Raw genomic sequence first — 26,096 nt, 5'->3', positions numbered from 1 at the left:
CACTGACCAGCCGTCTTGCGGCAGGCAGCGGTACCCGGCTGCCAGTCTGGCGTGCCGGCTCCTGCCCCGGCTGCGCGGCAGGAGACAGCGAATACCCACACCACATCTGACAAGGACACTAGCATGGAACACCAACTGCCCGCCCTGCCGTTTGCCATTGACGCCCTGGAGCCTGACTATTCCAAGGAAACCCTGGAATACCACCACGGCAAGCACCACAAGGCCTATGTGGACAACCTGAACAACCTGCAAAAGGGCACCGAGTTCGAGAACATGGAACTCGAAGAGATCGTGAAGAAGTCTTCCGGTGGCATCTACAACAACGCTGCCCAGATCTGGAACCACACCTTCTTCTGGAACTGCCTGACGCCCAACGGCGGCGGCCAGCCGTCCGGCGCCCTGGCGGATGCCATCAACGCCAAGTGGGGCAGCTTCGATGCCTTCAAGGAAGCCTTCACCAAGTCTGCCGTGGGCAACTTCGGTTCCGGCTGGACCTGGCTGGTGAAGAAGGCTGATGGCAGCGTGGACATCGTCAACACCGGCCCGGCCGGCACGCCGCTGACGACCGACGACAAGGCCCTGCTGACGGTTGACGTCTGGGAGCACGCCTACTACATCGACTACCGCAACGCCCGCCCCAAGTTCGTGGAAGCCTTCCTGAACAAGCTGGCCAACTGGAAGTTCGCCGAAGAAAACTTCGCCTGATGCCCTGAGCTGCCTGTTATCTGACAGGCTGGCACCAGCAATAACGGCCTGACCGGAATTTCCGGCAGGCCGTTTTTCATGGGCGCATGAAAAGGATCAGCGCCTGGCGGGTGTCAGCGCGGCATCAAACACTGGGTGCTTCAGCCGCATGCCGGCACGCAGTCCCTGCTGGCGGAACCAGCCCTGGTTCATCTCCAGCACATAGCGCACCGGCTTGGCCGAGCAATGCTGCTGTTCGGATTGCGGCTGCATGTCGGCCAGGTTCACGATGCGGCCGGCATCGTCAAGAAAGGCGGCGGTCAGCGGCAACAGCGTGTTCTTCATCCAGAAGCACTGCACGCCGGGCTGCTCGAACACGAACAGCATGCCCTCGTGCTTCGGCATCTGGCGGCGGTGCATCAGGCCGATCTGGCGCTGCAGCGGTGTTTCCGCCAGCTGTACGCTGATCTGCTGGCGGCCGGCCTGCAGCGTGGCGCGCGGCAGGTCCAGCTGGGGCTGGTTCAGGAACGGGCTTTGCGCCTGTGCCATGGGCAAGGACAGGGGCAGCAGCAGGGCGCAGGACAGCAGCAGGGGACGCAGTTTCATGGTGGCTTTTCTCGGGATGATCCAGTTTGGAATTGTAGGCAGCGCCGAAGTTCCCATGGAAACCCCGCAGGACCTCATGTGTGACATTTGGCCTTAAAATGGAGCCACACACCGTGCAGGCGTGGCATGACCCATGCCCCGACGAACCGGTATGTGTCTCACATTGCGAATAACCAATACGGAGCGACTATGTCTTACCAGCATATCAAGGTGCCCACCGAGGGCGAGAAAATTACCGTCAACGCCGACATGTCCCTGAACGTGCCGGATCAGCCCATCATTCCCTACATCGAGGGCGACGGTACTGGTTTTGACATCACGCCCGTGATGCTGAAGGTGGTTGACGCTGCCGTGGCCAAGGCCTACGGCGGCAAGCGCAAGATCCACTGGATGGAAGTCTACGCCGGTGAAAAGTCCACCAAGGTGTACGGCCCCGACGTCTGGCTGCCGGAAGAAACCCTGCACGCCATCAAGGACTACGTGGTGTCCATCAAGGGCCCGCTGACTACCCCCGTTGGCGGTGGTATCCGCTCCCTGAACGTGGCCCTGCGCCAGGAGCTGGACCTGTACGTCTGCCTGCGCCCGATCCAGTACTTTGAAGGCGTGCCGTCTCCGGTGAAAGAGCCGCAGAAGACCAACATGGTGATCTTCCGCGAGAACAGCGAAGACATCTACGCCGGCATCGAATTCGAAGCCCAGTCCGACAAGGCCAAGAAGCTGATCAAGATCCTGCAGGAAGAATTCGGCGTGACCAAGATCCGCTTCCCGGAAACTTCCGGTATCGGTGTCAAGCCGGTGTCCAAGGAAGGCACGCAGCGTCTGGTGCGCAAGGCCATCCAGTATGCCATCGACAACGACAAGCCCTCCGTCACCATCGTGCACAAGGGCAACATCATGAAGTTCACCGAAGGTGGCTTCCGTGACTGGTCCTACGAACTGGCCCAGACCGAATTCGGCGGCGAGCTGATCGACGGCGGTCCGTGGATGAAGATCAAGAACCCGAAGAACGGCAACGAGATCGTCATCAAGGACAGCATTGCTGACGCCTTCCTGCAGCAGATCCTGCTGCGCCCCGCAGAGTACAGCGTGATCGCCACCCTGAACCTGAACGGCGACTACGTGTCCGACGCCCTGGCAGCCCAGGTCGGCGGTATCGGTATCGCTCCGGGTGCCAACCTGTCTGACAGCGTGGCCATGTTCGAAGCCACCCACGGCACCGCGCCCAAGTACGCCGGCAAGGACTACGTGAACCCCGGTTCCGAAATCCTGTCCGCCGAAATGATGCTGCGCCACATGGGCTGGACCGAAGCCGCCGACCTGATCATCAGCTCCATGGGCAAGTCCATCAAGAGCAAGAAGGTGACCTACGACTTCGCCCGCCTGATGGAAGGTGCAACCCAGGTCAGTTGCTCCGGCTTTGGCCAGGTGATGATCGACAACATGTAATCTGCATCCGGGCCGTCGCTGCGGCCCAGGCAGACAGCATGATGCCCGGCGCTTCTTTGGAGGCGCCGGGTTTTTTGTGCCTGCGGGAATGGATGAGCAGGTCAGTCCCGGTCGACCGACATCAGAACTGCAGCGGTTTCACGCCTTCTTCCACGGGATCGCGCATGGCCGGGCGGTCGCCGGCGGGATCCAGTACCACCGGGCCGCTGTCCTCGCGCGTACTGGCCGGGGGTTCTGGCTGCTCTTCGCCGGGCAGCGGGGCAATGTTCAGGGCGTGCGGCCCCTTGGGACCATCATGCAACTCGTAGCTCACGCGCGAGCCCATGCGCAGGGTGCGAAAGCCCTCCATCTGGATCGCGGAAAAGTGCGCAAAGATATCCTTGCCGGCTTCACCGTCCGGCTCGATAAAGCCGTAGCCCTTGGCGTCGCTAAACCACTTGACTGTCCCTGTTGCCATATGCCTGTCTCCCCGTATCCGGGATGTTGGTTTTCTTGTTACCTGCGTACTATCCGAATGGATGCAGCATTTGGAGCGGAATGTTACGAATAGACAAGCGGCCGTGTCAATGGGTTGTTCTGCCGATGTGCGTCCGGCGCAACTGCAGGCGTCCGCCAGTCCGGCAAAGCCAATCGGATTGACGCGTCTCCGAGTCGACCTGCTGCAAGCCGGCGGCGATTCGGCGACAATCTCCCTACTATGGCCAGCAAGACTCCCAAGCAACCCAACCAGCCTCCCGCCACCCCGCAACGCCAGGGCGATGCCGTCGTGGTCGCCAAGCCGCGCCTGCAGCCGACCAGGCCGCCTGCCATGCACCAGGTGGTGCTGCTCAATGACGACTTCACGCCGATGGAGTTCGTGGTGCTGGTGCTGCAGGAGTTCTTCAACAAGGACCGCGAGACGGCCACCAGCATCATGCTGAAGGTGCACATGGAAGGTCGCGGCATCTGCGGCGTCTACACGCGCGATATCGCCCAGACCAAGGTCGAGCAGGTGATGGAGGCGGCGCGCTCCTCTGGCCATCCGTTGCAATGTGTGAGCGAGCCGGTTGAATAACTGCTGGAAAGCCCCATGTTCTGCCCAAGGCAGCATGGGAGATTCCGGTTAACATGGGGCTTCCGAATGCTGTGTGAAAGGAACCCGAAATGATCGCTCAAGAACTTGAAGTGACACTGCACATGGCGTTTGTCGAGGCACGGCAACAGCGGCACGAATTCCTCACCGTGGAACATCTGCTGCTGGCACTGCTGGACAACCCGAGTGCCTCCGAAGTACTGCACGCCTGCGCCGCCAACGTGGACGACTTGCGCACTTCGCTCGCCAACTTCATCCAGGACCACAGCCCGCAGCTGCCGGGCACCGATGAGGTCGACACCCAGCCGACGCTGGGCTTCCAGCGCGTCATCCAGCGCGCCATCATGCACGTGCAAAGCACCGGCAATGGCAAGAAGGAAGTCACCGGCGCCAACGTGCTGGTCGCCATCTTCGGCGAAAAGGATTCGCATGCCGTGTACTACCTGCACCAGCAGGGCGTGACGCGTCTCGACGTCGTCAACTACATCGCGCACGGCATCCGCAAAAGTGGCGAATCCGAGGAATCGCACAAGCCCGATGAGGGCAGCCCGGGCGAAGGCGCTGGCGAAGAGCCGGCCTCCAGCGAGCGCGGCGAAAAAGGCTCGCCGCTGGACCAGTTCACCAACAACCTGAACCAGGCTGCCAAGGAAGGCAAGATCGATCCGCTGATCGGCCGCGACTTTGAAGTCGAGCGCGTGATCCAGATCCTGTGCCGCCGCCGCAAGAACAACCCGTTGCTGGTCGGCGAGGCTGGCGTCGGCAAGACGGCCATCGCCGAAGGCCTGGCCTGGCGCATCACCCAGGGCACGGTGCCCGAGGTGCTGGCAAATGGCGAAGTCTACGCGCTCGACATGGGCGCGCTGCTGGCCGGCACCAAGTACCGCGGCGATTTCGAGCAGCGCCTCAAGGGCGTGCTCAAGTCGCTGAAGGAAAAGCCGGACGCGATCCTGTTCATCGACGAGATCCACACCCTGATCGGTGCCGGTGCCGCTTCCGGTGGCACCATGGATGCCTCCAACCTGCTCAAGCCGGCGTTGTCCAGCGGCCAGCTCAAGTGCATCGGCGCGACCACCTTTACCGAGTACCGCGGCATCTTCGAGAAGGATGCGGCGCTGTCACGCCGTTTCCAGAAGGTGGAAGTGGTGGAGCCGACCGTGGAGCAGACGGTGGACATCCTCAAGGGCCTGAAGTCGCGCTTCGAGGAGCACCACAACGTCAAGTACGCGCAAGCGGCGCTGCAGGCGGCGGCCGAGCTGTCGGCCAAGTACATCAACGACCGCCAGCTGCCCGACAAGGCGATCGACGTGATCGACGAAGCCGGTGCGGCCCAGCGTGTGCTGGTGGCCAGCAAGCGCAAGAAGACCATCGGCAAGAACGAGATCGAGGACATCGTGGCCAAGATCGCGCGCATCCCGCCGGCCAGCGTCAGCAGCGATGACCGCAGCAAGCTGGCCACGCTGGAGCGTGACCTGAAGAGTGTGGTGTTCGGCCAGGACAAGGCGCTCGAGGTGCTGGCCGCCAGTGTCAAGATGGCACGCTCCGGCCTGGGCAAGCAGGACAAGCCGATTGGTGCCTTCCTGTTCAGCGGCCCCACCGGTGTCGGCAAGACCGAAGCCGCCAAGCAGCTCGCCTACATCATGGGCGTGGATCTGGTGCGTTTTGACATGTCCGAGTACATGGAGCGCCACGCGGTCAGTCGCCTGATCGGTGCGCCGCCGGGCTACGTCGGCTTTGACCAGGGTGGCCTGCTGACCGAACAGATCAGCAAGAAACCGCACTGCGTGCTGCTACTCGACGAGATCGAGAAGGCACACCCGGACATCTTCAACGTGCTGCTGCAGGTGATGGACCACGGTACGCTGACCGACAACAACGGGCGCAAGGCCGACTTCCGCAACGTGGTGATCATCATGACTACCAACGCCGGCGCCGAGGCCATGAACAAGAGCACCATCGGCTTTACCACCAAGCGCGAGAGCGGGGATGAAATGGCCGACATCAAGCGCCTGTTCACACCCGAGTTCCGCAACCGGCTGGACGCCATGGTCAGCTTCAAGCCGCTGGACGAGCAGGTCATCCTGCGCGTGGTGGACAAGTTCCTGCTGCAGCTGGAACAGCAGCTGATGGAGAAGAAGGTCGAGGCCACCTTCACCGACGTGCTGCGCAAGCACCTCGCCAAGAAGGGCTTTGATCCGCTGATGGGCGCGCGCCCGATGCAGCGCCTGATCCAGGACACCATCCGCAAGGCGCTGGCTGACGAACTGCTGTTCGGCCGCCTGACCGAAGCTGGCCGCCTGACGGTGGACTACGACGAAAAGCAGGAAGAGAACAGCGGCATCGTGCTGGACATCCAGCCGCCGCTGAAGAAGGAACCCAAGGCTGGCAAGGCAGAGCCGGCTGAGGCGAACTGATAGCCTGCTAACCAGCGTTTGAACGCGCAGGGGCCAGTCCTGAAAGGGGCTGGCTTTTTTTTCGTCAGCGACTCGTTGATATCTGAAAACAAAATAATAAAAAGGTATTAAAATTATTCTAGTAAAGACGTAGAAGAAGGTGACGTGAGCAGCATCTTTCCTCATCCGTAGTCACACAAAGAAGCAAGTGAAAAGGAATGGCTTCTTGTGCACATGTAGCCTCAGGGATACAATCATCCATGTACACCGTCCTGGAAACCGAGGCGTTCGCCAGTTGGGTAGACTCCATTCGCGATATGTCCACACGTATCCGCCTGCGCCGGCGCGTCAACCGTGCCAAGAATGGCAATCTCGGTGACGTGAAACCGGTTGGAGACGGCGTCTGGGAGATGCGCGAATTCTTCGGTCCCGGCTGGCGCATGTACTACACGCAGCGCGGCAACGTGCTGATCATCATGCTGGGCGGTGGTGACAAGTCCAGCCAGGCGCTGGATATCGCCGCGGCACAAGCCATGGCCAGGGAGATCACCTCATGAGCAACAGCAAGACCCGGCCCTTTGACATGGCCAACTACCTCACCAACGATGACGAGGTGGCCGAATACCTGCGACAGGTGCTGGAAGACAATGATCCGCTGGAGCTGGCTGCAGCTTTGGGAGACGTGGCGCGTGCACGCGGAATGACGCAACTGGCCAAGGCAACCGGCTTGTCTCGCGAAAGCCTGTACAAGAGCCTGAGTGGAGAGCGTGCACCCAGCTCCGAGACCCTGTTCAAGGTAATCGCGGCACTGGGGCTCAGATTGACGATTGAACCGGCGCAGCGCGCCAGCTGATCAAGCTTTGCCAGACCAAAAAAACCCCAAGTCCGAAGACTTGGGGTGAATCCACCTGATAAGAGGGTGGAGGAGACAACTATTGCATGAAACTGAATATGCAACGACTCGAGTGTAGCCACAATTGCAGTTTTGTGCACGGGCGTTCGCAAGAAGTTTGCTGCAATGCGTCAAAAAATCACGATTCGCAGGGTTTTGTCTGCAAATGGCAACGTATTGACGCCATGTAACGTTAAAAAGTCGCGTTTTTCACTATTTTGTCATGGCGAATTCATGCGCTTTCGGCTAGCGTCAGGCCGGTCGTGATAGTCGCGGTCTTGCCCAGCATCTGGCTGGCCGAGCAGTACTTGTCGTGGCTCATGGCAATCGCGCGCTCGGCGGCGCTGGCCGGAATGTCCTTGCCACGAATGGTGAACTGCATGTGGATGCGCGTGAACACCTTGGGATCGGTCTCGGCGCGTTCGGCCTCGATCGCCACGCTGCAGCCTTCCACCTGGTGGCGGCCGCGTTTCAGGATCAGCACTACATCGTAGGCGGCACAGCCGCCCAGACCGCTCAGCAGCAGTTCCATCGGGCGCGGTGCCAGGTTGCGGCCGCCGTTTTCCGGCTTGGCGGCGTCAGGCGCACCATCCATCATCACCACATGGCCACTGCCGGTTTCGGCCACAAAGCCCATGCTTGAGCGGGTATCGAGTCCGCCGGTCCAGCTGACGGTACATTCCATAGTCTTGCCTCCCCTGGGTAAATCTGGCAGATTGTAGGAGCAGAATACATCTCCTTGCTGCCGGTGCCGGTCTTTCCGGGTGCAGGCACAATGGAAGCCTGTTCCTGCAGCCATACGGAGCCCATCCCCATGCGATTGTTACTGGTAGAAGATGATCAGATGCTGGCCGACGGCATCAAGCAGGGCCTGACCTCGGCTGGCGGCTATGTGGTCGATGCCGTGGGCAGTGCCGAATCGGCGCTGGACGCGCTCACCTCCGATACCTTTGATGCCGCCATCATCGACGTTGGCCTGCCACAGATGGACGGCATGGCGCTGACCGAGCGCATGCGCGAACGCGGCCTGTCGATTCCGGTGCTGATGCTGACGGCGCGTGATTCGCTCGACGACCGGGTGCAGGGCCTGGATGCCGGCGCTGACGACTACATGGTCAAGCCCTTCGAGCTGCCCGAATTGCTGGCGCGCCTGCGCGCACTGCTGCGCCGTTCGCAGGCAGCGACCAGCTCGGTGCTGACACTCGGCCGCATCTCGCTTGACACCGCCGCGCGCCAGGTCATGGCCGACGAGCAGCCGCTCGATGTCGGTCCGCGCGAATGGACCGTGCTGCAGTATCTGATGCTGCACGCGCCCAAGCCGGTCAGCAAGGACAAGCTGTTGCAGGCGCTCACCGGCTGGGACAAGGAAATCACGCTCAACGCGGTCGAGGTCTATATCTCGCGCCTGCGTGCCAAGCTCGATCCCTATGGCATCGCCTTGCGCTCCATCCGGGGTTTTGGCTACCGCATCGAACAGCGCCCTGAATGAACTGGAAAACCCGCTGGCTGCCGGCGCAGGAAGGACTGGTCAAGGTCGATACCGTCCGCATCCAGCGCCGTCTGCTCTACATGCTGATCGTGCCGCTGGTGCTGCTCGGGCTGCTCAACGCCTGGGTCGATTACCGCTCGGCCGACAGCCTGGCCGGCGAGCAGGACCAGCAGCTGTTGCGGCTGGTGCCGCTGCTGGCTGACTCCATCATTGCCGTGGGCGTGCATTCCGATGACCCGCCGGTGCTGGTGCTGGCGGCGCCGGTCGAGGAGTTCCTGCGCGAGCGCGAAGGCCTGGTGACCTACAAGATCTTCACGCCGCAGCGCCGGCTGCTGCACGGCAATGACAATCTGCCGTCCGTCATGCCGCTGACGCAGGCGCCCGAGTTCTTCAACCAGGAAGTCAACGGCATCAGCTACCGCATCGTGGCACAGCGTGTGCCCAGCGTGGCCGGTGACGTCATCGTCGAGGTGGCCGATGCCTCCAACCCGTTCCGGCGCTGGCTGTCGCAGGTGTTCTTCAAGGTGGTGTTTCCCAACCTGGTGCTGATCGTGCTGTTCTCGCTACTGATCAGCTGGGCGGTACGGCGCGCCTTCCGGCCGCTGCGCCTGCTCATCATGGCGGTCGAGAAGCGTTCCCCGCGTGACCTCAGCAGCATCGATGTGCGCAGCACGCCCGAGGAAATCCGCCCATTGGTGAAGGCGCTCAACCGCCTGTTCGGGCTGGTCAACACGCAGGCCGAAACGCAGCGCCGCTTTATCGCCGATGCCGCGCACCAGCTGCGTACGCCGCTGGCCGGCCTGCAGGCGCAGATCGATGCCTGGAGCGAATCGATCAGGCCGTCACCGTCCGCTGGCAAGCCGCTGGCGGCCGGGCAGGGCGCACTGCAACCGGCCGATGTGCTGTCCGGTAACCACGCGCAACTGGTCTGGAACGAGGCGCTGCAAAAGGAGATGGTGCAACTGCCCTTGCACGATTTCTACCGCCTGCGCGCCGCCACGCGCCGCACTTCGCAGCTGGTGCACCAGCTGCTGTCCCTGTCGCGTGCCGATTCCGATGCGATGGATGCCAGCCATCTGGCACCGGTGGACCTGCAGGACCTGTGTGAAAGCCTGCTCGAGCAATACATCGATGCCGCGCTGGATCGCCATATCGATCTGGGGCTGGACCTGCAGCAGCCGGTCACGGTGCAGGCGCATGCGCTCTGGCTGCGCGAGCTGCTGGCCAACCTGATCGGCAATGCGCTGCACTACACGCCCGAAGGCGGCGAGATCACGCTGCGCTGCGGCATCCGCCAGCCGCCACGCCCACGCTGGCCGGCCAGCGGTGCCGATCGGGCCTTGCCACAGGCCTTTGTCGAAGTCGAGGACAACGGCCCCGGTATTGCGCCTGACCATCGTGAGCAGGTGTTCGAGCGCTTCTACCGCATGCCCGGCACCAAGGGCGAGGGCACCGGCCTGGGGCTGGCGATTGCACGCGAAATCGCGCACCGCCACCAGAGCCAGCTGATCCTGTCTGATGGCGTGCCGCATGCCGATGGCCAGGGCTGTGGCCTGCGCGTGACGCTGCTGCTGGCGCCGCAACTGCTGCTGCAACCCGGCAGTGCGCCATCGCCCTGGCGCAGCAGCGCCGTCAGGGACGCTCCCGCACCCGACGTCTCGCTCTGAAGTAGCCTGATCCCTGGAACTGGTGTTATGGGTATGCACCAGTATCTGCACGCACGTTCGGACGTTACCATGCGAGCATCCGGGTCTTGTTACGCTTGTCATCCAGGCGACGCTTATCGGGATTTACCCGGAATCTTTCCCGTTTTATTGAAAAAATAGAACGACCGTTCGATATATTTTGCTATAGTCCGCACCATGTCTGCCACCACCAGCCCATCCTCCGCCAACGCCCCTGCCGGCAAGGGTCGCCGCAACCTGCACAAGGGACAGCACACGCGTGCCGTCCTGCTGGATGCTGGTCTGGGGCTGGCCAGCCGTTTCGGGCTGGAGGGTATCACCATTGGTGCCCTGGCCGACATCGTCAGCATGAGCAAGTCCGGCGTGTTTGCCCATTTCGGCTCGCGTGAAGACCTGCAGATTGCCATCATTGACGAGTACTACCAGCGTTTCGAGCGCGAGGTGTTCCACCCGGCGCTGGCGCAGCCGCGCGGCCTGCCGCGCCTGCGCGCCATGTTCGAAAACTGGATTCGCCGTGTCACCGAAGAGGAAGTCCACTCGGGCTGCATCTTCATCAGTGGCGCGGTCGAATACGACGACCGGGAAGGCCCGGTCAGCGACGCCCTGCGCAAGGCGATCCAGACCTGGATGGCAGCGCTGGAGCGGGCCGTGGAGCAGGCGCGTGCGGAAGGGCATCTCGAGCCCGGCACCGATGCCCACCAGATGATTTTCGAGATCCACGGACTGATCCTGTCCGTGCACTACGAGGCGCGCTTCCTGCACAAGCCGCAGGCGATCGAACGCATCCATACCAGCTTCGAGCGCGTGCTCTCGTTTTACAAGACCCCGTCCGGCAGCACGCCGGGCGCTTCCTGAACCCCCGCCAAACCTTGTGCGGCCCGAGCCGCCGGCAATAACCTAGGAGACGTTTCATGCCCAGCTACACCCCGCCGCTGCGCGACATGCAGTTCGTGCTGCACGAAGTGTTCGATGTGACCAGCGCTTTCAGCCAGATGCCGGCCCATGCCGATGTGGATCGCGCCACCATCGACGCGATCCTGGAAGAGGGCGGCAAGTTCGCCGCCGAGGTGATCCAGCCGCTGAACGTCAGCGGTGATACCGAGGGCTGCACGCTGGACAAGAGCACGCACGAGGTGACCCCGCCCAAGGGCTACAAGGAAGCCTACCAGCAGTACATCGAAGGCGGCTGGCCGGCGCTGAGCTGCGATCCCGAGTTTGGTGGCCAGGGCCTGCCCGCCACCATCAACGGCTGCTTCTACGAAATGCTGAACGCTGCCAACCAGGCCTGGACCATGTACCCCGGCCTGAGCCATGGCGCCTACGAGGCCCTGGCGGCTCACGGCACCGACTGGCAGAAGAAGGTCTATCTGCCCAAGCTGGTGAGCGGTGAATGGACCGGCACCATGTGCCTGACCGAGCCGCACTGCGGTACCGACCTGGGCCTGCTGCGCAGCAAGGCCGAGCCGGACGGCGACAGTTACCTGATCAGCGGCGAGAAGATCTTCATCAGCGCCGGCGAGCACAACATGGTGGACAACATCGTGCACCTGGTGCTGGCACGCCTGCCTGACGCACCGGCCGGCAGCAAGGGCATCAGCCTGTTTGCCGTGCCCAAGTTCAATGTCGATGCCGACGGCAACATTGGCGAGCGCAACGGCATCTACTGCGGTGGCCTCGAGCACAAGATGGGTATCCACTCCAACGCCACCGCCCAGCTGGTGCTGGACAAGGCGCGCGGCACCCTGATCGGCCAGCCGAACAAGGGCCTGCAGGCGATGTTCGTGATGATGAACGCCGCCCGCCTGGGCGTCGGCAACCAGTCGCTCGGCCTGACCGAAGTGGCCTATCAGAACGCGCTGGCCTACGCCAAGGAACGCCTGCAGATGCGCAGCCTGTCCGGCGTCAAGGCCAAGGACAAGCCGGCCGATCCGATCATCGTGCACCCGGACGTGCGCCGCATGCTGCTGACGGCCAAGGCCTATGCCGAAGGCGGTCGCGCGCTGAGCGTCTACGCCGGCCTGCTGCTGGACAAGGAACACAACCACCCGGACGAGCAGGTGCGCAAGGAATCCGGCGAGATCCTGGCGCTGCTGACCCCGATCGTGAAGGCCTTCCTGACCGAAAACGGCTTCAAGGCCACGGTCGAGTGCCAGCAGGTGTTTGGTGGCCACGGCTACATCAAGGAATGGGGCATGGAGCAGTTCGTGCGCGATGCCCGCATCAACATGATTTACGAAGGCACCAACACGGTGCAGGCGCTGGACCTGCTGGGCCGCAAGGTGCTGGGCAACCAGGGTGCCACGCTGAAAAAGTTCGGCAAGGAAATCGCCACCTTCATCGCCGCCGAAGGCGTGAACGAGCAGATGGCCGAATTCATCAACCCGCTGGCGATGCTGGCCGACCAGATGACCAAGTTCACCACCGAACTCGGCTTCCGCGGCTTCCAGAACCCGGATGAAGTCGGCGCTGCCGCCTTCGACTACATGAAGGTCGCCGGCCATCTGGTGTTTGCCTACATGTTCGCCCGCATGGCGCAAGTGGCGCAGCAGAAGATCGCCGAAGGCAGCAATGACCCGTTCTACCTGGGCAAGCTGCAGACCGCGCGCTTCTACTTTGCCAAGCTGTTCCCCGAAACCCTGACGCTGATGAAGACGGCGCGCAACGGTGTCAAGGTCCTGCTGGACACCGACGCCGCCCTGGCCTGATTCCACAACCCCACCTGACGAGGAGACAATCCCATGAACAAGCAACTGAGCATCCTGGGTCTGGGCCTGCTGATGGCGGGCAGCACGCTGGCTGCCAACATGAGCCCGGTAGGTACCTGGCGCAGCATCGACGACGCGACTGGCCAGGCCAAGGCGCAGATCGTCATCAGCGAACGCGGTGGTGCCTTGAACGGCCGCATCGAGAAGCTGCTGCGCAAGGGCGCCGATCCGGCCGCCGTCTGCGACAAGTGTTCCGATGACCGCAAGGGCAAGCCGATGGTCGGCCTGGAAATCATCCGTGGCGCCAAGAAGGTGGACGGCAAGGACGTCTGGGAGGGCGGCAAGATTCTCGATCCCGAGAGCGGCCGCAACTACACCCTGCGCCTGACGCCGGTCGCCAACGGCAGCAAGCTGGAAGTGCGCGGTTCTGTCATGGGCATTGGCCGCACCCAGACCTGGGTCCGCGTGCAGTAAGCACATCCTCTCCAACCCGGCTGGCCTGCGGGCCAGCCCTGCATAGAGACCACCATGTCCCGATTCCAAGTGAAGAAAGTCGCCGTGCTGGGCGCTGGCGTCATGGGTGCGCAGATTGCCGCGCATCTGGTGAACGTCAAGGTGCCGGTCGTATTGTTCGACCTGCCGGCGAAAGAAGGCCCCAAGAGCGGTATCGCGCTCAAGGCCATCGACAACCTGAAAAAGCTCAAGCCCTCGCCGCTGGGCACCACGCGTGACGCCGAGCTGATCCAGCCGGCCAACTACGAAGAACACCTGCATCTGCTCAAGGAGTGCGATCTGGTGATCGAGGCCATTGCCGAGCGCATGGACTGGAAATCCGATCTGTACCACAAGATCGCCGCTCACGTGGCGCCGCACGCCATCCTGGCCTCCAACACCTCCGGCCTGAGCATCACCAAGCTCAGCGAAGCGCTGCCCGAGCAGCTGCGCCCGCGCTTCTGCGGCATCCACTTCTTCAATCCGCCGCGCTACATGTATCTGGTGGAGCTGATTGCCACGCCGGCAACGCAGCCGCAGATCCTGGACGACCTCGAAACCTTTGCCGTCAGCGTGCTGGGCAAGGGCGTGGTGCGCGCCAAGGACACGCCGAACTTCATCGCCAACCGCATCGGCATTGCCGGCATGCTGGCGACCATGGTCGAAGCCGACAAGTTCGGCCTGACTTTCGATGTGGTCGATGACCTGACCGGCAAGAAGCTGGGCCGTGCCAGCTCCGGCACCTTCCGCACCGCCGATGTGGTGGGCCTGGACACCATGGCCCACGTGATCCGCACCATGCAGGAGAACCTGTCGGTCGAGACCGATCCGTTCTACCCGCACTTTGCCACGCCGCCGGTGGTGGCACGCCTGATCGAGAAAGGTCAACTCGGCCAGAAGACCAAGGCCGGCTTCTACAAGAAGGTGGGCCGCGACATCATGCGCTACGAGCTGGAAAGCGACGAGTACGTGCCGGCCGGCCAGAAGTCCGACGACGTCTACGGCCGCATGCTCAAGCGTCCCGCCGCCGAGCGCCTGCGCCTGCTGCGCGACAGCCAGGGCGCGCAGGGCCGCTTCGTCTGGGCGGTGCTGCGTGACCAGATGCACTATGCTGCCGTCCACCTGAAGGACATTGCCCATACCGCCCGCGACGTGGACTTTGCCATGCGCTGGGGCTACGGCAGCAAGCAGGGCCCGTTCGAGCTGTGGCAGGAAGCCGGCTGGCTCGACGTGGCGAAGATGATCCAGGAAGACATCGACAAGGGCGAAGCCCTGAGCAGCGCACCGCTGCCCGATTGGGTCTTCAACGGCCCGGTGGCCGAAGCCGGTGGCGTGCACACGCCGCAGGGCTCGTTCAACCCGACCACCGGCCAGTTCGAGGCACTGTCCAATCTGCCGGTCTACCAGCGCCAGTACTTCCGCGAGGATGTGCTGGGCAGCCAGGCTCCCGATCCCGCCACCGCTGGCACCACCGTCTACGAAGACGACGGCGTGCGCCTGTGGACGCTGGACAACGAGGTGCTGATCGCCAGCATCAAGACCAAGATGCACACCATCAGCCCGGCCGTGGGTGAGGGCCTGATGCACGCGGTCGATCTGGCCGAGCGCGATTTCCAGGGCCTGGTGATCTGGTCCAACGACGAGTGGTTCAGCGCTGGTGCCGATCTGCAGACCGTGATGCAGGGCTTTGTCGCAGGCGGTGCCATCACTGTGGGCGGCATGGAAGAAGAATTGCAGATGCTGATGCTGCGCCTGCGCTACGCCCAGGTGCCGACGATTGCCGCCATCCGTGGCCTGGCACTCGGCGGTGGCTGCGAGCTGTCGGTCTACTGCAGCGCCCGCGTGGCAGCCATGGAAAGCTATATCGGCCTGGTCGAAATGGGTGTGGGCGTGATCCCCGGCGGCGGCGGCATGACCTACATCGCCCGTCGCGCTGCCGAAAAGGCTTCCTACAGCACCGGTACCGATCTGCTGCCTTTCCTGACCGAAGGCTTTACCGCCGCGGCCATGGCCAAGGTCGGCACCAGCGCACTGGAAAGCCGTGACCTGGACTACATCCTGCACAGCGACACCATCGTCGCCAACAAGGACGAGTTGCTGTATGTCGCCATCCAGCGCGCCCGTGCCATGTTCCAGTGCGGCTACCGTCCGCCGCTGCGCCGCCTGTTCCCGGTGGCCGGCCGTGACGGCAAGGCCACCATCCAGGGTTCGCTGGTGAACATGCGCGATGGCGGCTTCATCAGCGCGCACGACTTTGATATTGCCAGCCATATCGCCCACATTGCCTGTGGCGGTGATGTCGATCCCGGCACGCTGGTCAGCGAAGAGTACCTGATGCAGCTGGAACGTGAAGCCTTCACCGCGCTGGTCGCGCATCCCAAGACGCAGGATCGCCTGCTGCACATGATGAACACCGGCAAGCCGCTGCGCAACTGAGGACGGAAGGACACCGATTCATGAAACAACTGCAAGACGCCTACATTGTTGCCGCGACCCGCACCCCGATCGGGCGCTCGCACAAGGGCTTTTTCAAGCACACCCGCCCCGAGACCCTGCTGGTCAAGGCGATCCAGTCGGCCATGGCCCAGGCTCCCGGCCTGGATCCGCAGGCGATCGAGGACGTGATCTGTGGCTGTGCCATCCCTGAGGCCCAGCAGGGCCTGAACGTGGCGCGCATTGGTGCCGTGCTGGCCGGCCTGCCCAACAGCGTCGGCGGCATCACCGTCAACCGCTTCTGTGCCTCCGGCATCAGCGCGGTCGCCATGGCAGCAGACCGCATCCGTGTCGGTGAAGCCGACATCATGATCGCCGCCGGCGTGGAAAGCATGAGCATGGTGCCCATGATGGGCAACAATCCCTCGCTGCACCCCGACATCTTCAGCGGCAACCAGGACGTGGGCATCGCCTACGGCATGGGCCTGACCGCCGAAAAGGTCGCGCAGCAGTGGAAGGTCAGCCGCGAGGCGCAAGATGCTTTCGCCGTCGAATCGCACCGCCGCGCCATTGCCGCCATGCAGGCCGGCGAGTTCAAGGACGAGATCACCCCGGTCGAGATCGAGGAACGCCAGCTGGACCTGGAGACCGGCAAGGTCAACATCAGCAAGCGCATCGTCGATCTGGACGAGGGTGCCCGCCCGGACACCACCATGGAAGGCCTGGCCAGGCTGCGCACCGTGTTTGCCGCGCGTGGCTCCGTCACCGCCGGCAACAGCTCGCAGACCAGTGATGGCGCCGGTGCGCTGATCCTGGCCAGCGAAGCCGCGATCAAGAAGTACAACCTGCAGCCGCTGGCGCGCTTCGTCAGCTTCGCCAGCAAGGGCGTACCGCCGGCCATCATGGGCATCGGCCCGATCGAGGCGATTCCGGCCGCGCTGCGTTACGCCGGCCTGAAGCAGGAAGATATCGACTGGTACGAGCTGAACGAGGCCTTTGCCGCGCAATCACTCGCCGTGGTCAATACGCTGGGCCTGGACCAGAGCAAGATCAACCCGATGGGCGGTGCGATTGCGCTGGGCCACCCGCTGGGCGCTACCGGTGCCATCCGTTCCGCCACCGTGGTGCATGCATTGCGCCGCCACAACCTGAAATACGGCATGGTCACCATGTGCGTGGGCATGGGGCAGGGCGCTGCGGGCATTTTCGAGCGCGTCTGAGCGTTTCGGAACGGCTACGCCTGTCCAGGCAGGCGTAACGTGCAAAAACAGAACAGGGGCCGCTATGGCCCCTGTTTCACGTTTGTCGTGCACCAAGGCGCGTCAAATCCGGTGCGCCACCGTGGTCATCACCTTCGCCATCAGGCGCATCAGGCCCTGTACCGGCGGCGGCAGCGGCGTGGCACCGGCTTCCAGCGCGTTGTTGGCATGGCGGTCTTCATCCGCCTTCATCTGTGCCACGATCAGGCGCGATGCCTGATCCGCCAGCGGCAGCCGGCCCAGATGCTCTTGCAGGTGCGATTCGACCTGGCGCTCGGTTTCCACCACAAAGCCCAGGCTATTGCTGTCGCTCACGCGGCCCATGGCCAGGCCCAGCGCAAACGAACCGGCATACCAGAACGGGTTCAGCAGCGAAGTCCGGTCCCCCAGCTCCTTCAGGCGCTCGGCGGTCCAGGCCAGATGATCGATTTCCTCGCGCGCAGCTTCCTCGAAATGGGCGCGCAGCTGCGCATCGCGCGTGGCCAGCGCCTGCGACTGGTACAGCGCCTGGGCGCAAATCTCGCCCACATGGTTCACGCGCATCAGCGCGCCCGACAGTTTCTTTTCTTCTGCCGTCAGGGCCGCATCATCGATGGCGATTTGCGCGTGGCCCAGGCGGCTCGCCGGCGAGGGCTGGCTCGCATGCGTGGGCGCAAACAGCGTGCGCAAGGTGTTGTCGGCCGCCTCGATCCAGGCGTCCAGCAGGGAAGGGGTACGCATAGTTTCTCCTGACAAGTTCCCTGCGCCAGGCGGCAGCAGGGCCATGGGGCATTGTAGCCAGCCGCATTTTGCCGGCCTTGCGCCAGCGCAGAAGTTGCGGCCTTCGCCGGCATCGTCTGAATCGGTCTGGCCAGCGCGGTTGGCAGGGCTGGAGTGGTGTGCATGCAACAGATGCATCGGGCCTGTAGCTGCCATGCAACAGCCGGTACAACTTCAAGTAGTTTCTCAACTGCACCCGGCAAGCGCTGACAACTGGACTTGGCCAACGCGTTGCCAGCCAGTTGGCAGCAGGCGCACCAGCGGGCCCTGGCAGGGGGAGGGTCCGTGGTTTTGTGGCCTGATCGCAACAGGTTTGTGGCGAATGCGCTACAAAACCAAGATAAAAACCGCTTTCCCTTTGCAGACCGGTCCAAGCTCTGGTGCAATAGAGACAACTTCCGAAAAGGAGGTTGGCCCGGGGAACCGGGGGCTGGCACAACAAGGCTCAAAGCCGACGCCAACCCACTCACCGGCGCCCCATGTTTAACCTTGGAGAAACTTGCAATGAAAAAATCTCTGATCGCACTGGCCGCTCTGGCTGCTGTGGGTGCTGCTTCCGCTCAATCTTCCGTGACCCTGTACGGTATCGCTGACATCTCCGCTGGTGTTGTTGAGCGTGAAGGCTACGCGGATGTTAAAGATAGCGCTGGCAATATCACCAGCTATGGTAATCAGCGCTCTACCGGCTTCAACAAGGCCAACCTGCAGCAATCCCGCGTGGGTATCAAGGGTTCTGAAGACCTGGGCAACGGCCTGAAGGCAGTGTTCAACTACGAGCACGGCTTCAACTCTGCCAACGGCGCTTTCGCCGGTGGTGAAGCTCGCCGCGCCGTGGTGGGTCTGCAGGGTGGCTTCGGCTCCGTGCTGCTGGGCCGCGACAAGCTGCCGCTGTATCGCCTGGCTGAAGATACGTCTGCTGACAGCATCTCCGACTTCTCCACCACCAACCTGCAGGGTGCCAAGCGCACCAATGGTGTGCATTACGCCGGTAACTTCGGCGGCGTGGGCATCTCCGCAGCCGCTGGTTACGACCGTGAAGATTACCCGACCGCCGGTGGGCATGATCAGCAAAAAACCACTTACGGCCTGGGCCTGAGCTACGCTACCGGTCCGTTCATGGTTGGCATCGCTGGTGAGCAAGATCAGGTTGAGAAGACTCCGGCTAACGGCGTGAAGACCAAGGATGTGACCAGCTACGGTATCGGTGGTACCTACGACTTCACCGCTGCCAAGGTGTTCGCCAACTACATGGTGTCTGACAATGACCTGAAGAACTCCAAGGACAAGGAAGCTAACCTGGGCGTGAAGGTGCCGTTCGGTGCTGCTTCCCTGGTGGCTGAAGTTGGCTACAACGACGGCGACAACTACGACGGTATCGACTACAACGTCGGCGCCAACTACGCTTTCAGCAAGCGCACTGACGCCTATGTCCGCGCTGCTCGCGTGAACAGCTTCGATTACGATGCTGGCAATGATGCTGAGACCACCAAGTACGCTGTTGGTCTGCGTCACAAGTTCTAATCCGGCGCTGGCATCTGCCAGTACGGCTTAGTACTTAAGCAAAGCCACCCTTCGGGGTGGCTTTTTTGCGTCTGTTGCACGGAGGCGGGGTGGTGGTGGCAGCACCATTGGCGCATGCTTGTGTTGCTCTACGGCAACAGTGCCTGCATGCAGGCTGTGACAAACAAACGAATTTCAGTGGATGTGATGCAGGAATACGACAAATAGAACGACCGTTCGGGATTGTCCCTATGTGGGATGCTGAAGCACTTTTTACAATCAGCAAGAACGTATCGCCCGATGCGCCATTCGCATAATTTCAGGAGACAAGATGAAACGCAAACTGATCAGCACTGCCGTGCTTCTGGCCATGCTGCCGGCCACTGGCGCTTTTGCTGCAGCCCTGGACCGTTCCGGCCAGCCCGTATCGCCCCTGTTTCAGCCAGGCAATCTGGTGGAATTTGGCTATACCTGGATCAGCCCTACGATGGAAGGCACCGAGCGCACGGCTGCCGGTACAGCAGGTCGCCACATTCCGGACATGGGCAGCAGCTACGACTTCCCGTCTGCGGCGATCAAGTACCAGGCCAATGACAAGCTGTCGTTTGCACTGTTGTATGACCACCCGTTTGGTGCTGCCGCCCAGTATAGTGGCAACAACAATTTCACGACCAATGCCGCTGAGCTGCAGCAGGCACGCATGATTCCCCTGGCTGCACAGACAAGGGCAGTGGTAACCGCCAATATGAAGCAGGCCGGCATGACGGATGCGCAGATTGCTGCTGCGCTGCCAACGGTATTGCCCGGGGCCATCCAGCAGGCAGCAGCTACCCCGCAAGGGCAGGGTGCGATTCAAAAATATACCGCTACGCCAGATGCTTCCCTGGGAACCAACGTAACCGTGACGTCTCAAAGTTTCTCCTTGCTGGCAGCGTATCAGCCTACTGAACAATGGACGGTCTACGGCGGCCCGGTATACCAGACGATCAAGGGCGATGTCCATCTGCGTGGCTCGGCTTACTCTGTATTCAATGGCTATGATGCCCAGTTCCATACGACCGGCGACTGGGGCTTGTTGGCCGGCGCGGCCTATCAGATTCCCGATATTGCTTTCCGCGCTGCGTTGACCTACCGTTCGGCCATCACGCATGATGTCAAGACAACGGAGAACTTTGCCAAGTACCAGGCCATGGGCGGTGCTGCAGGCACCGATGGAACGACCAAGATCAAGACGCCGCAGTCGATCAACCTGGATGTGCAAAGCGGTATTGCGCCCAACACGCTGGCCTTTGCCAACCTGCGCTGGGTGGACTGGTCCGAATTCGCCATTCGTCCGGGCCAGTTCGGTGCCATCGCCAAGGACGTGGGGCCGTTAGTCGGCAAGCCCAATGGCTTTGATCTGGTCAGCTACAACAAGGACCAGTACAGTGCTACCGTAGGTGTGGGCCGCAAGTTCAACGACAAGTGGGCCGGCAACGTGTCCCTGGGCTGGGATAGTGGTACCGGCGAATACGCCACTACCCTGGGTCCGGTCGATGGCAACTGGAACATCGGTGCCGGTGTGCAGTACAGCCCGACCAAGAACTTCTACGTGTCCGCTGGTGCCAAGTACCTGTGGCTGGGTGATGCCAAGGCCCAGGTCAGCTCCAAGATGGGCACCCCCGACTATGACGGCGACTTCAAGGATAACAACGCCGTGGCCGTCGGCGTGAAAGTGGGCTACCGCTTCTGATCGTCAAGTCAGTGTGAGTCAGCAGGGGGCGCTTCGGCGCCCCCTTGTTGTTGTGCGACAGGCAATGGACCCACAAAAAAGGAGCGCCGCAGCGCTCCTCTGTCTTGTTGGGTTAGCCCGTCAGCTTACAGCCCAGCCGCCGCACGCAGCACCGCCGCGCGATCAGTCTGCTCCCAGCTGAACTCCGGCTCATTGCGGCCAAAGTGGCCGTAGGCGGCGGTCTTGGCGTAGATCGGGCGCTGCAGGTCCAGCATCTGGATGATGCCGCGCGGACGCAGGTCAAAGTGCTCCTGCACCAGTGCCTCGATGCGGTGGTCGTCGATCACGCCGGTGCCCTTGGTGTAGACCGTGATGTTGATCGGGCGTGCTACGCCAATCGCGTAGGACACTTGCACCTCGCAGGTGCTGGCCAGGCCAGCCGCCACGATGTTCTTGGCCACGTAGCGTGCCGCGTAGGCGGCAGAGCGGTCGACCTTGGTCGGGTCCTTGCCGCTGAAGGCGCCGCCGCCGTGCGGGCAGGCGCCGCCGTAGGTATCGACAATGATCTTGCGGCCGGTCAGGCCGCAGTCGCCCTGCGGGCCACCCACGACAAAGCGGCCGGTCGGGTTGATCAGGTACTCGGTGCCCTGCAGCAGCTCGGCCGGAATCACCGGCTTGATGATTTCCTCGATCACCGCCTCGATAAAGGCCGGCTTCATGGTCTTCTCGTCCAGGCTCATCTCGGGGCTGTGCTGGCTGGATACGACCACGGTCTGCACCGTGGTCGGCTTGCCGTCCACATAGCGCATGGTGACCTGGGCCTTGGCGTCCGGGCGCAGAAAGGGCAGCTTGCCGCTCTTGCGCAGCTGGGCCTGGCGCTCCATCAGGCGGTGCGCGTAGTGGATTGGGGCGGGCATCAGCTCGGGCGTTTCGTCGCAGGCAAAGCCGAACATCAGGCCCTGGTCGCCGGCACCGATGTTCAGCGGGTCGTCAAAGGCGGCATCCACGCCCTGGGCAATATCCTGGCTCTGCTTGTCGTAGGCCACCAGCACGGCACAACCCTTGTGGTCAATGCCGAACTCGGAATTGTCGTAGCCGATGCGCTTGATGGTCTCGCGCGCCACGTCGATGTAATCCACCGTGGCATTGGAGGTGATCTCGCCGGCCAGCACCACCAGACCGGTGTTGGTCAGGGTTTCGGCGGCCACACGGCTGAGCGGATCCTGCGCCAGGCAGGCGTCCAGGATGGCATCGGAGATCTGGTCGGACACCTTGTCGGGGTGGCCTTCGGAAACGGATTCGGAGGTGAAGAGGTAATCGTTCGCCATGCTTGTAAAAGTCCTTGTAGTGGCACGGAACGCGTTGCCAAAAGAACGATGGCGAACGCTTTAGCAGTGGAGCCGGTGTGCCAGAAAGGCGGCCCGTCCGGGTATTCGTGGTGAATACGCCACATCCATGCGACAATCGCATGAAGGTATCGCCCTGCAAGTTGCTCGTTTAACTCGGCGATTCGTACATTGTAGCAATTCTGTCAAATCTGCCCAAGCCGGGCCGAGAGACACCATTTACCTTGTGTCAATGGCATTCCTGTTCCGAATCCTTTCCTGGTTCCCGCTCTGGCTGCTGCATGGCATGGGTGCCGTGCTGGGCTGGCTGGGCTGGTTCGCTGCTGCGTCCTATCGCCGCCGCGTGCGTGACAACGCTGCGCTGGCCGGTCTGACGCTGGCCGATGTGCGCCCGTCCATCGCCCACAATGGCCGCATGCTGTCCGAGCTGCCACGCCTGTGGCTGGGCAAGCCGGTGCATTGCGAGTGGCGCGGCCTGGAGCACGTGGAGCAGGCTTATGGCGCGGGCAAGGGCATCATCTTCCTGACGCCGCACATGGGCTGTTTCGAGATCACGGCACAGGCCATGGCGGAGCGCTTTCACCAGCAGTATGGCAACCTGACCGTGCTCTACCGTCCCGCCAGCCAGCCCTGGCTGGCCGAGATGATGGAGACCGTGCGTGAGCGCCCCGGCCTGCGCTCCGTGCCCACCAATATCAGCGGCATTCGCCAGATGATCAAGGCCTTGCGCAACAACGAGGCCGTTGGCCTGCTGCCCGACCATGTGCCGCCACCGGGGCAGGGCGTCTGGGTGCCGTTCTTCGGCAAGGACGCCTACACCATGACGCTGGCGGCCAAGCTGATGCACCAGACGCAGGCAACCGTGATCGTGATCTGGGGCGAGCGCCTGTCCTGGGGCCGTGGCTACCGGCTGCACTGCAGTCCGCTAAGTGCGCCGCTACCGCCAGAGCTGGAACCCGCCGTGGCGCAAATCAACCGCGAGATGGAGCGCGTGATCCTGAGCTGTCCGCAGCAGTACATGTGGGGCTATGCGCGCTACCGTGAGCCGTATGGCTGGAAAGATTACGTGGCCAAACAGGCGGCACAGGAGGAATCGGCACCGTGAGCGAGAACACCCCGGACAACACGACAGCACATGCGGATGAGGCATGGAGCTGGCAGGTGCGCCTGATCAACCTCGTGTTTGGCATGCTGGCCTGGCTGCCGCTGTGGGTCTGGCGTGGCCTGGGCTGGCTGCTGGGCAAGCTGGCCTGGCAGCTGGTGCCGCGTCGTCGCCATGTGGCGCTGGTCAACCTGCGGCTGTGCTTCCCGGACAAGACCGAGGCCGAGCGCGAGCGCATCGCGCGCCTGCATTTCGTGCGTTTCATGCAGACTTTCCTGGATCGCATCTGGATCTGGCATGGCAGCCCGGCGCTGTTGCGCAAGCGCCTGCGCATGGTGGGCGATGTTGATGCGCTCCGGGACGGCAAGTCGACCATCCTGTTTGCACCGCACTTTGTCGGACTCGATGCCGGCGGCATGGCCTTGTCTGGCCAATTGCTGGAGCGCATCTTCATTTCCATTTACACGCCGCAGAGCAACAAGACGATTGATGCCTGGGTGCGCCGTGGCCGTACGCGCTTTCCGAACGCGCAGGTGGTGTGGCGGCGCGATGGCGTCAAGCCCATCATTGCCAAGCTGCGCAAGCAGGGCCTGCTCTACCTGCTGCCGGACATGAACTTTGGCCCGCAGGAATCGATTTTTGTCACCTTTTTTGGTGTGCCGGCAGCCACCGTGCCCTCGCTGTCACGCTTTGCCCGACTGGGTCGCGCGCAGGTGGTGACCACCATCACCTATATGGAATCGCATGGCTACACCCTGCATGTGGAAGGCCCGTGGCAGGATTTCCCGACCGAGGATGTGGTGGCCGACACCCAGCGCATGAACGACTACCTCGAAGGCTGGGTGGCGCGCCGCCCCGAGGAGTATTTCTGGGTGCACAAGCGCTTCAAGACGCGTCCGGAGGGCTTGCCGGAGGTGTACTGAGGCCGTCGTCTGCCGCTTCGGCATCGTCTGCAGCAGTGTCTTCCTGCGGCGGGTGGGTCCAGTCCCACAGGAGTTGCGCCACCTGTTCCATGCCCTGTTTCTTGAGCGCCGAGAACAGCATGGCTTCGCCGCCGCCGGCATTCAGCCGTGCGATGGACAGCGCCTTGGCGCCCTCGGCGCGCGTCAGCTTGTCGGACTTGGTCAGCAGCAGCAGGAACTCCAGGCCGTCTTCCACGCGTGGGCGGATCGCTTCCAACAGCAGTTCATCCAGCTCGGTGAGGCCGTGGCGCGGGTCGCACAGCAGCACCACGCCGACCAGGTTCTCGCGCGTCATCAGGTAGTTGGCCATGACGCGCTGCCAGCGCAGCTTGTCGGCCAGCGGCACCTGGGCGTAACCGTAGCCGGGCAGGTCGGCCAGCACGGCATCGGTCTGGTTCTGGCGACCCAGGGCAAACAGGTTGATGTGCTGGGTTCGGCCCGGTGTCTTGGAGGCAAAGGCCAGTTGGCGCTGCTGCGTCAGGGTGTTGATGCAGGTGGACTTGCCGGCGTTGGAGCGGCCGACAAAGGCGATTTCCGGTACGTCCAGCGCCGGCAGCTGGTCGAGCTGGGCGGCGGTGGTCAGAAAGCGGGCGGTGTGCATCCAGCCGAGTGGCGTCGGGGTCTTGGGCGGCTTGGCCGGTGCGGCAGCAGGCTTGCGGGGAGGGCGTTTGGACGCGGCCATGGCGGGTCTCGGGCAGGGGCCGGTTCTTGCCGTGGCAGCAGCCAGTGCAGGGGAAATCCGGCCAATTGTTGACTACGATCCGCGACAGTTACGGTGAATCTGTCAATTTTGGTTACGGGTCGATGTAGAATGGTCAAGTTTACCCGGATTGCACAGCACCGGTTGTCCCGTTCACTCCAGACTGATGCCGACTATGAAGCCTGTATCCACTCTTGCCGCTTCCCTGATTTCCGCTCTGCTGTTCACGGCAGCAGGTTCTGCCGTAGCGGCCACGCCGGCAGCCAAGCCGGTTCCTGACCTGAACAAGGGCAAGGCCATCGTCAACAGCGTGTGTATCGCCTGTCACAACGCCGATGGCAACTCCGTGATCGCCGGTTATCCGGTGGTGGCGCAGCAGCATCCCGAATACATGATCAAGCAGCTCAAGGACTTCAAGAGCAATGCCCGCAAGGGTACTGTCATGAACGGCTACGCTGCCGCCCTGAGCGACCAGGACATGGTGGACGTTTCCTACTACTTCGCTTCCCAGAAGGCCAACAAGCTGGCCGCTACCAACCAGGAAACCCTGGCGCTGGGCGAGAAGATCTGGCGTGGTGGCATTGCCAGCCGTGCCGTGCCGGCCTGTGCCGCCTGCCACGCACCCAACGGTGCCGGCATGCCGGTCAAGTACCCGCGTCTGGCTGGCCAGAAGGCCGACTACACCGAGCTGCAGCTCAAGGATTTCCGTGACGGCGTCCGCAAGAATGATCTGGTCATGCCGCATGTCGTCAACGGCATGAACGACGCCCAGATCAAGGCCGTGTCTGATTTCATCCAGGGTCTGCGCTGATCCTGCCACCGGGCTGCAGCTTGCCAGTTTGCGCTGCCGCCCGGACGGTACC

The 26,096-nt window shown here is 62.6% G+C and carries 24 protein-coding genes; 18 read left to right on the top strand and 6 right to left on the bottom strand.

Going from position 1 to position 26,096, the window contains the following annotated elements; all coding sequences use genetic code 11:
- Window positions 1-123: 123 nt before the first annotated feature.
- Window positions 124-705, top strand: coding sequence for a superoxide dismutase (locus V1261_RS03635; protein ID WP_329770078.1), 582 nt, complete (start codon window positions 124-126; stop codon window positions 703-705).
- A gap of 96 nt (window positions 706-801) precedes the next feature.
- Here V1261_RS03635 and V1261_RS03630 read toward each other — a convergent pair whose 3' ends face one another.
- Window positions 802-1,290: a DUF192 domain-containing protein gene (locus V1261_RS03630; RefSeq protein WP_329770077.1), complete on the bottom strand. Its 489-nt coding sequence runs from the start codon at window positions 1,288-1,290 to the stop codon at window positions 802-804.
- Window positions 1,291-1,479: 189 nt separating this feature from the next.
- Here V1261_RS03630 and icd point away from each other — a divergent pair, with 189 nt between their 5' ends.
- Window positions 1,480-2,736, top strand: coding sequence for an NADP-dependent isocitrate dehydrogenase (icd, locus tag V1261_RS03625; protein WP_329770076.1), 1,257 nt, complete (start codon window positions 1,480-1,482; stop codon window positions 2,734-2,736).
- Window positions 2,737-2,857: 121 nt separating this feature from the next.
- Here the strand turns inward: icd and V1261_RS03620 are convergent, their stop codons facing one another.
- Window positions 2,858-3,193, bottom strand: a complete 336-nt coding sequence (locus V1261_RS03620; protein ID WP_329770075.1) for a cold-shock protein — start codon at window positions 3,191-3,193, stop codon at window positions 2,858-2,860.
- A 240-nt stretch (window positions 3,194-3,433) separates the two neighbouring features.
- On the opposite strand from V1261_RS03620, the gene clpS reads away from it, so the two are divergent.
- The 4 genes from clpS (at window position 3,434) to V1261_RS03600 (ending at window position 7,051) form a co-directional block, all read left to right on the top strand.
- Complete coding sequence (clpS, locus tag V1261_RS03615; protein ID WP_329770074.1) at window positions 3,434-3,790, top strand: ATP-dependent Clp protease adapter ClpS; 357 nt, start codon at window positions 3,434-3,436, stop codon at window positions 3,788-3,790.
- A gap of 89 nt (window positions 3,791-3,879) precedes the next feature.
- Window positions 3,880-6,219 carry an ATP-dependent Clp protease ATP-binding subunit ClpA gene (gene clpA / locus V1261_RS03610; protein ID WP_329770073.1) on the top strand — a complete coding sequence of 780 codons (2,340 nt, stop codon included), beginning with the start codon at window positions 3,880-3,882 and terminating at the stop codon, window positions 6,217-6,219.
- A 296-nt stretch (window positions 6,220-6,515) separates the two neighbouring features.
- Entirely contained in the window at window positions 6,516-6,755 is a 240-nt protein-coding gene (locus tag V1261_RS03605; protein ID WP_329770072.1) for a type II toxin-antitoxin system RelE/ParE family toxin, read from the top strand.
- Window positions 6,752-7,051 (top strand): addiction module antidote protein, encoded by a 300-nt coding sequence (locus V1261_RS03600; protein WP_329770071.1) that lies wholly within the window; start codon window positions 6,752-6,754, stop codon window positions 7,049-7,051. The genes V1261_RS03605 and V1261_RS03600 overlap by 4 nt, the downstream gene beginning before the upstream one ends.
- Before the next feature lie 271 nt (window positions 7,052-7,322).
- Here the strand turns inward: V1261_RS03600 and V1261_RS03595 are convergent, their stop codons facing one another.
- Complete coding sequence (locus V1261_RS03595) at window positions 7,323-7,775, bottom strand: OsmC family protein (RefSeq protein ID WP_329770070.1); 453 nt, start codon at window positions 7,773-7,775, stop codon at window positions 7,323-7,325.
- A 129-nt stretch (window positions 7,776-7,904) separates the two neighbouring features.
- Here V1261_RS03595 and V1261_RS03590 point away from each other — a divergent pair, with 129 nt between their 5' ends.
- The 7 genes from V1261_RS03590 to V1261_RS03560 all read left to right on the top strand — a co-directional run bounded on the left by V1261_RS03590 (window position 7,905) and on the right by V1261_RS03560 (window position 17,114).
- Window positions 7,905-8,579 (top strand): response regulator, encoded by a 675-nt coding sequence (locus tag V1261_RS03590; RefSeq protein ID WP_329770069.1) that lies wholly within the window; start codon window positions 7,905-7,907, stop codon window positions 8,577-8,579.
- Window positions 8,576-10,246: a sensor histidine kinase gene (locus V1261_RS03585; RefSeq protein ID WP_329770068.1), complete on the top strand. Its 1,671-nt coding sequence runs from the start codon at window positions 8,576-8,578 to the stop codon at window positions 10,244-10,246. The genes V1261_RS03590 and V1261_RS03585 overlap by 4 nt, the downstream gene beginning before the upstream one ends.
- A 195-nt stretch (window positions 10,247-10,441) precedes the next feature.
- Window positions 10,442-11,119: a TetR/AcrR family transcriptional regulator gene (locus V1261_RS03580; protein ID WP_329770067.1), complete on the top strand. Its 678-nt coding sequence runs from the start codon at window positions 10,442-10,444 to the stop codon at window positions 11,117-11,119.
- A 56-nt stretch (window positions 11,120-11,175) separates the two neighbouring features.
- A complete protein-coding gene (locus V1261_RS03575; protein ID WP_329770066.1) occupies window positions 11,176-12,969 on the top strand; it encodes an acyl-CoA dehydrogenase C-terminal domain-containing protein in 1,794 nt (597 codons plus the stop codon).
- A gap of 33 nt (window positions 12,970-13,002) precedes the next feature.
- Entirely contained in the window at window positions 13,003-13,443 is a 441-nt protein-coding gene (locus V1261_RS03570) for a DUF2147 domain-containing protein (RefSeq protein ID WP_329770065.1), read from the top strand.
- A gap of 54 nt (window positions 13,444-13,497) precedes the next feature.
- Window positions 13,498-15,897 carry a 3-hydroxyacyl-CoA dehydrogenase/enoyl-CoA hydratase family protein gene (locus V1261_RS03565; RefSeq protein ID WP_329770064.1) on the top strand — a complete coding sequence of 800 codons (2,400 nt, stop codon included), beginning with the start codon at window positions 13,498-13,500 and terminating at the stop codon, window positions 15,895-15,897.
- A 20-nt stretch (window positions 15,898-15,917) separates the two neighbouring features.
- Window positions 15,918-17,114, top strand: coding sequence for an acetyl-CoA C-acyltransferase (locus tag V1261_RS03560; protein WP_329770063.1), 1,197 nt, complete (start codon window positions 15,918-15,920; stop codon window positions 17,112-17,114).
- Between the two features lie 102 nt (window positions 17,115-17,216).
- Here the strand turns inward: V1261_RS03560 and coq7 are convergent, their stop codons facing one another.
- Window positions 17,217-17,873 (bottom strand): 2-polyprenyl-3-methyl-6-methoxy-1,4-benzoquinone monooxygenase, encoded by a 657-nt coding sequence (gene coq7 / locus V1261_RS03555; protein WP_329770062.1) that lies wholly within the window; start codon window positions 17,871-17,873, stop codon window positions 17,217-17,219.
- Window positions 17,874-18,416: 543 nt separating this feature from the next.
- On the opposite strand from coq7, the gene V1261_RS03550 reads away from it, so the two are divergent.
- The gene (locus V1261_RS03550) at window positions 18,417-19,433 is read left to right on the top strand and encodes a porin (RefSeq protein WP_329770061.1); all 1,017 of its coding nucleotides are present in this window, start codon (window positions 18,417-18,419) and stop codon (window positions 19,431-19,433) included.
- Between the two features lie 310 nt (window positions 19,434-19,743).
- Complete coding sequence (locus tag V1261_RS03545; RefSeq protein ID WP_329770060.1) at window positions 19,744-21,144, top strand: OmpP1/FadL family transporter; 1,401 nt, start codon at window positions 19,744-19,746, stop codon at window positions 21,142-21,144.
- 125 nt (window positions 21,145-21,269) lie between these two features.
- Here V1261_RS03545 and metK read toward each other — a convergent pair whose 3' ends face one another.
- The gene (metK, locus tag V1261_RS03540) at window positions 21,270-22,451 is read right to left on the bottom strand and encodes a methionine adenosyltransferase (protein ID WP_329770059.1); all 1,182 of its coding nucleotides are present in this window, start codon (window positions 22,449-22,451) and stop codon (window positions 21,270-21,272) included.
- A 250-nt stretch (window positions 22,452-22,701) separates the two neighbouring features.
- On the opposite strand from metK, the gene V1261_RS03535 reads away from it, so the two are divergent.
- Together V1261_RS03535 and V1261_RS03530 are read left to right on the top strand one after the other, a co-directional pair.
- Window positions 22,702-23,574, top strand: coding sequence for a lysophospholipid acyltransferase family protein (locus V1261_RS03535; protein WP_329770058.1), 873 nt, complete (start codon window positions 22,702-22,704; stop codon window positions 23,572-23,574).
- An 83-nt stretch (window positions 23,575-23,657) separates the two neighbouring features.
- Window positions 23,658-24,494, top strand: coding sequence for a lysophospholipid acyltransferase family protein (locus V1261_RS03530; protein WP_329770130.1), 837 nt, complete (start codon window positions 23,658-23,660; stop codon window positions 24,492-24,494).
- Here the strand turns inward: V1261_RS03530 and yihA are convergent.
- On the bottom strand, window positions 24,457-25,215 hold the full coding sequence (gene yihA / locus V1261_RS03525) for a ribosome biogenesis GTP-binding protein YihA/YsxC (RefSeq protein ID WP_442877945.1): 759 nt from the start codon (window positions 25,213-25,215) through the stop codon (window positions 24,457-24,459). The two genes, V1261_RS03530 and yihA, sit on opposite strands and share 38 nt — an antisense overlap.
- Window positions 25,216-25,408: 193 nt before the next feature.
- Between yihA and V1261_RS03520 the strand changes: the two genes are divergently transcribed.
- Window positions 25,409-26,044, top strand: coding sequence for a c-type cytochrome (locus tag V1261_RS03520; RefSeq protein ID WP_329770057.1), 636 nt, complete (start codon window positions 25,409-25,411; stop codon window positions 26,042-26,044).
- Window positions 26,045-26,096: the final 52 nt, after the last annotated feature.

Origin of the sequence: Brachymonas sp. J145, from assembly GCF_036312245.1 — a bacterium.
Classification (GTDB): Bacteria; Pseudomonadota; Gammaproteobacteria; order Burkholderiales; family Burkholderiaceae_C; genus Brachymonas; species Brachymonas wangyanguii.
The sequence above is the reverse complement of the archived record's forward strand: the minus strand, read 5'-3'. Positions and strand labels throughout refer to the sequence as shown.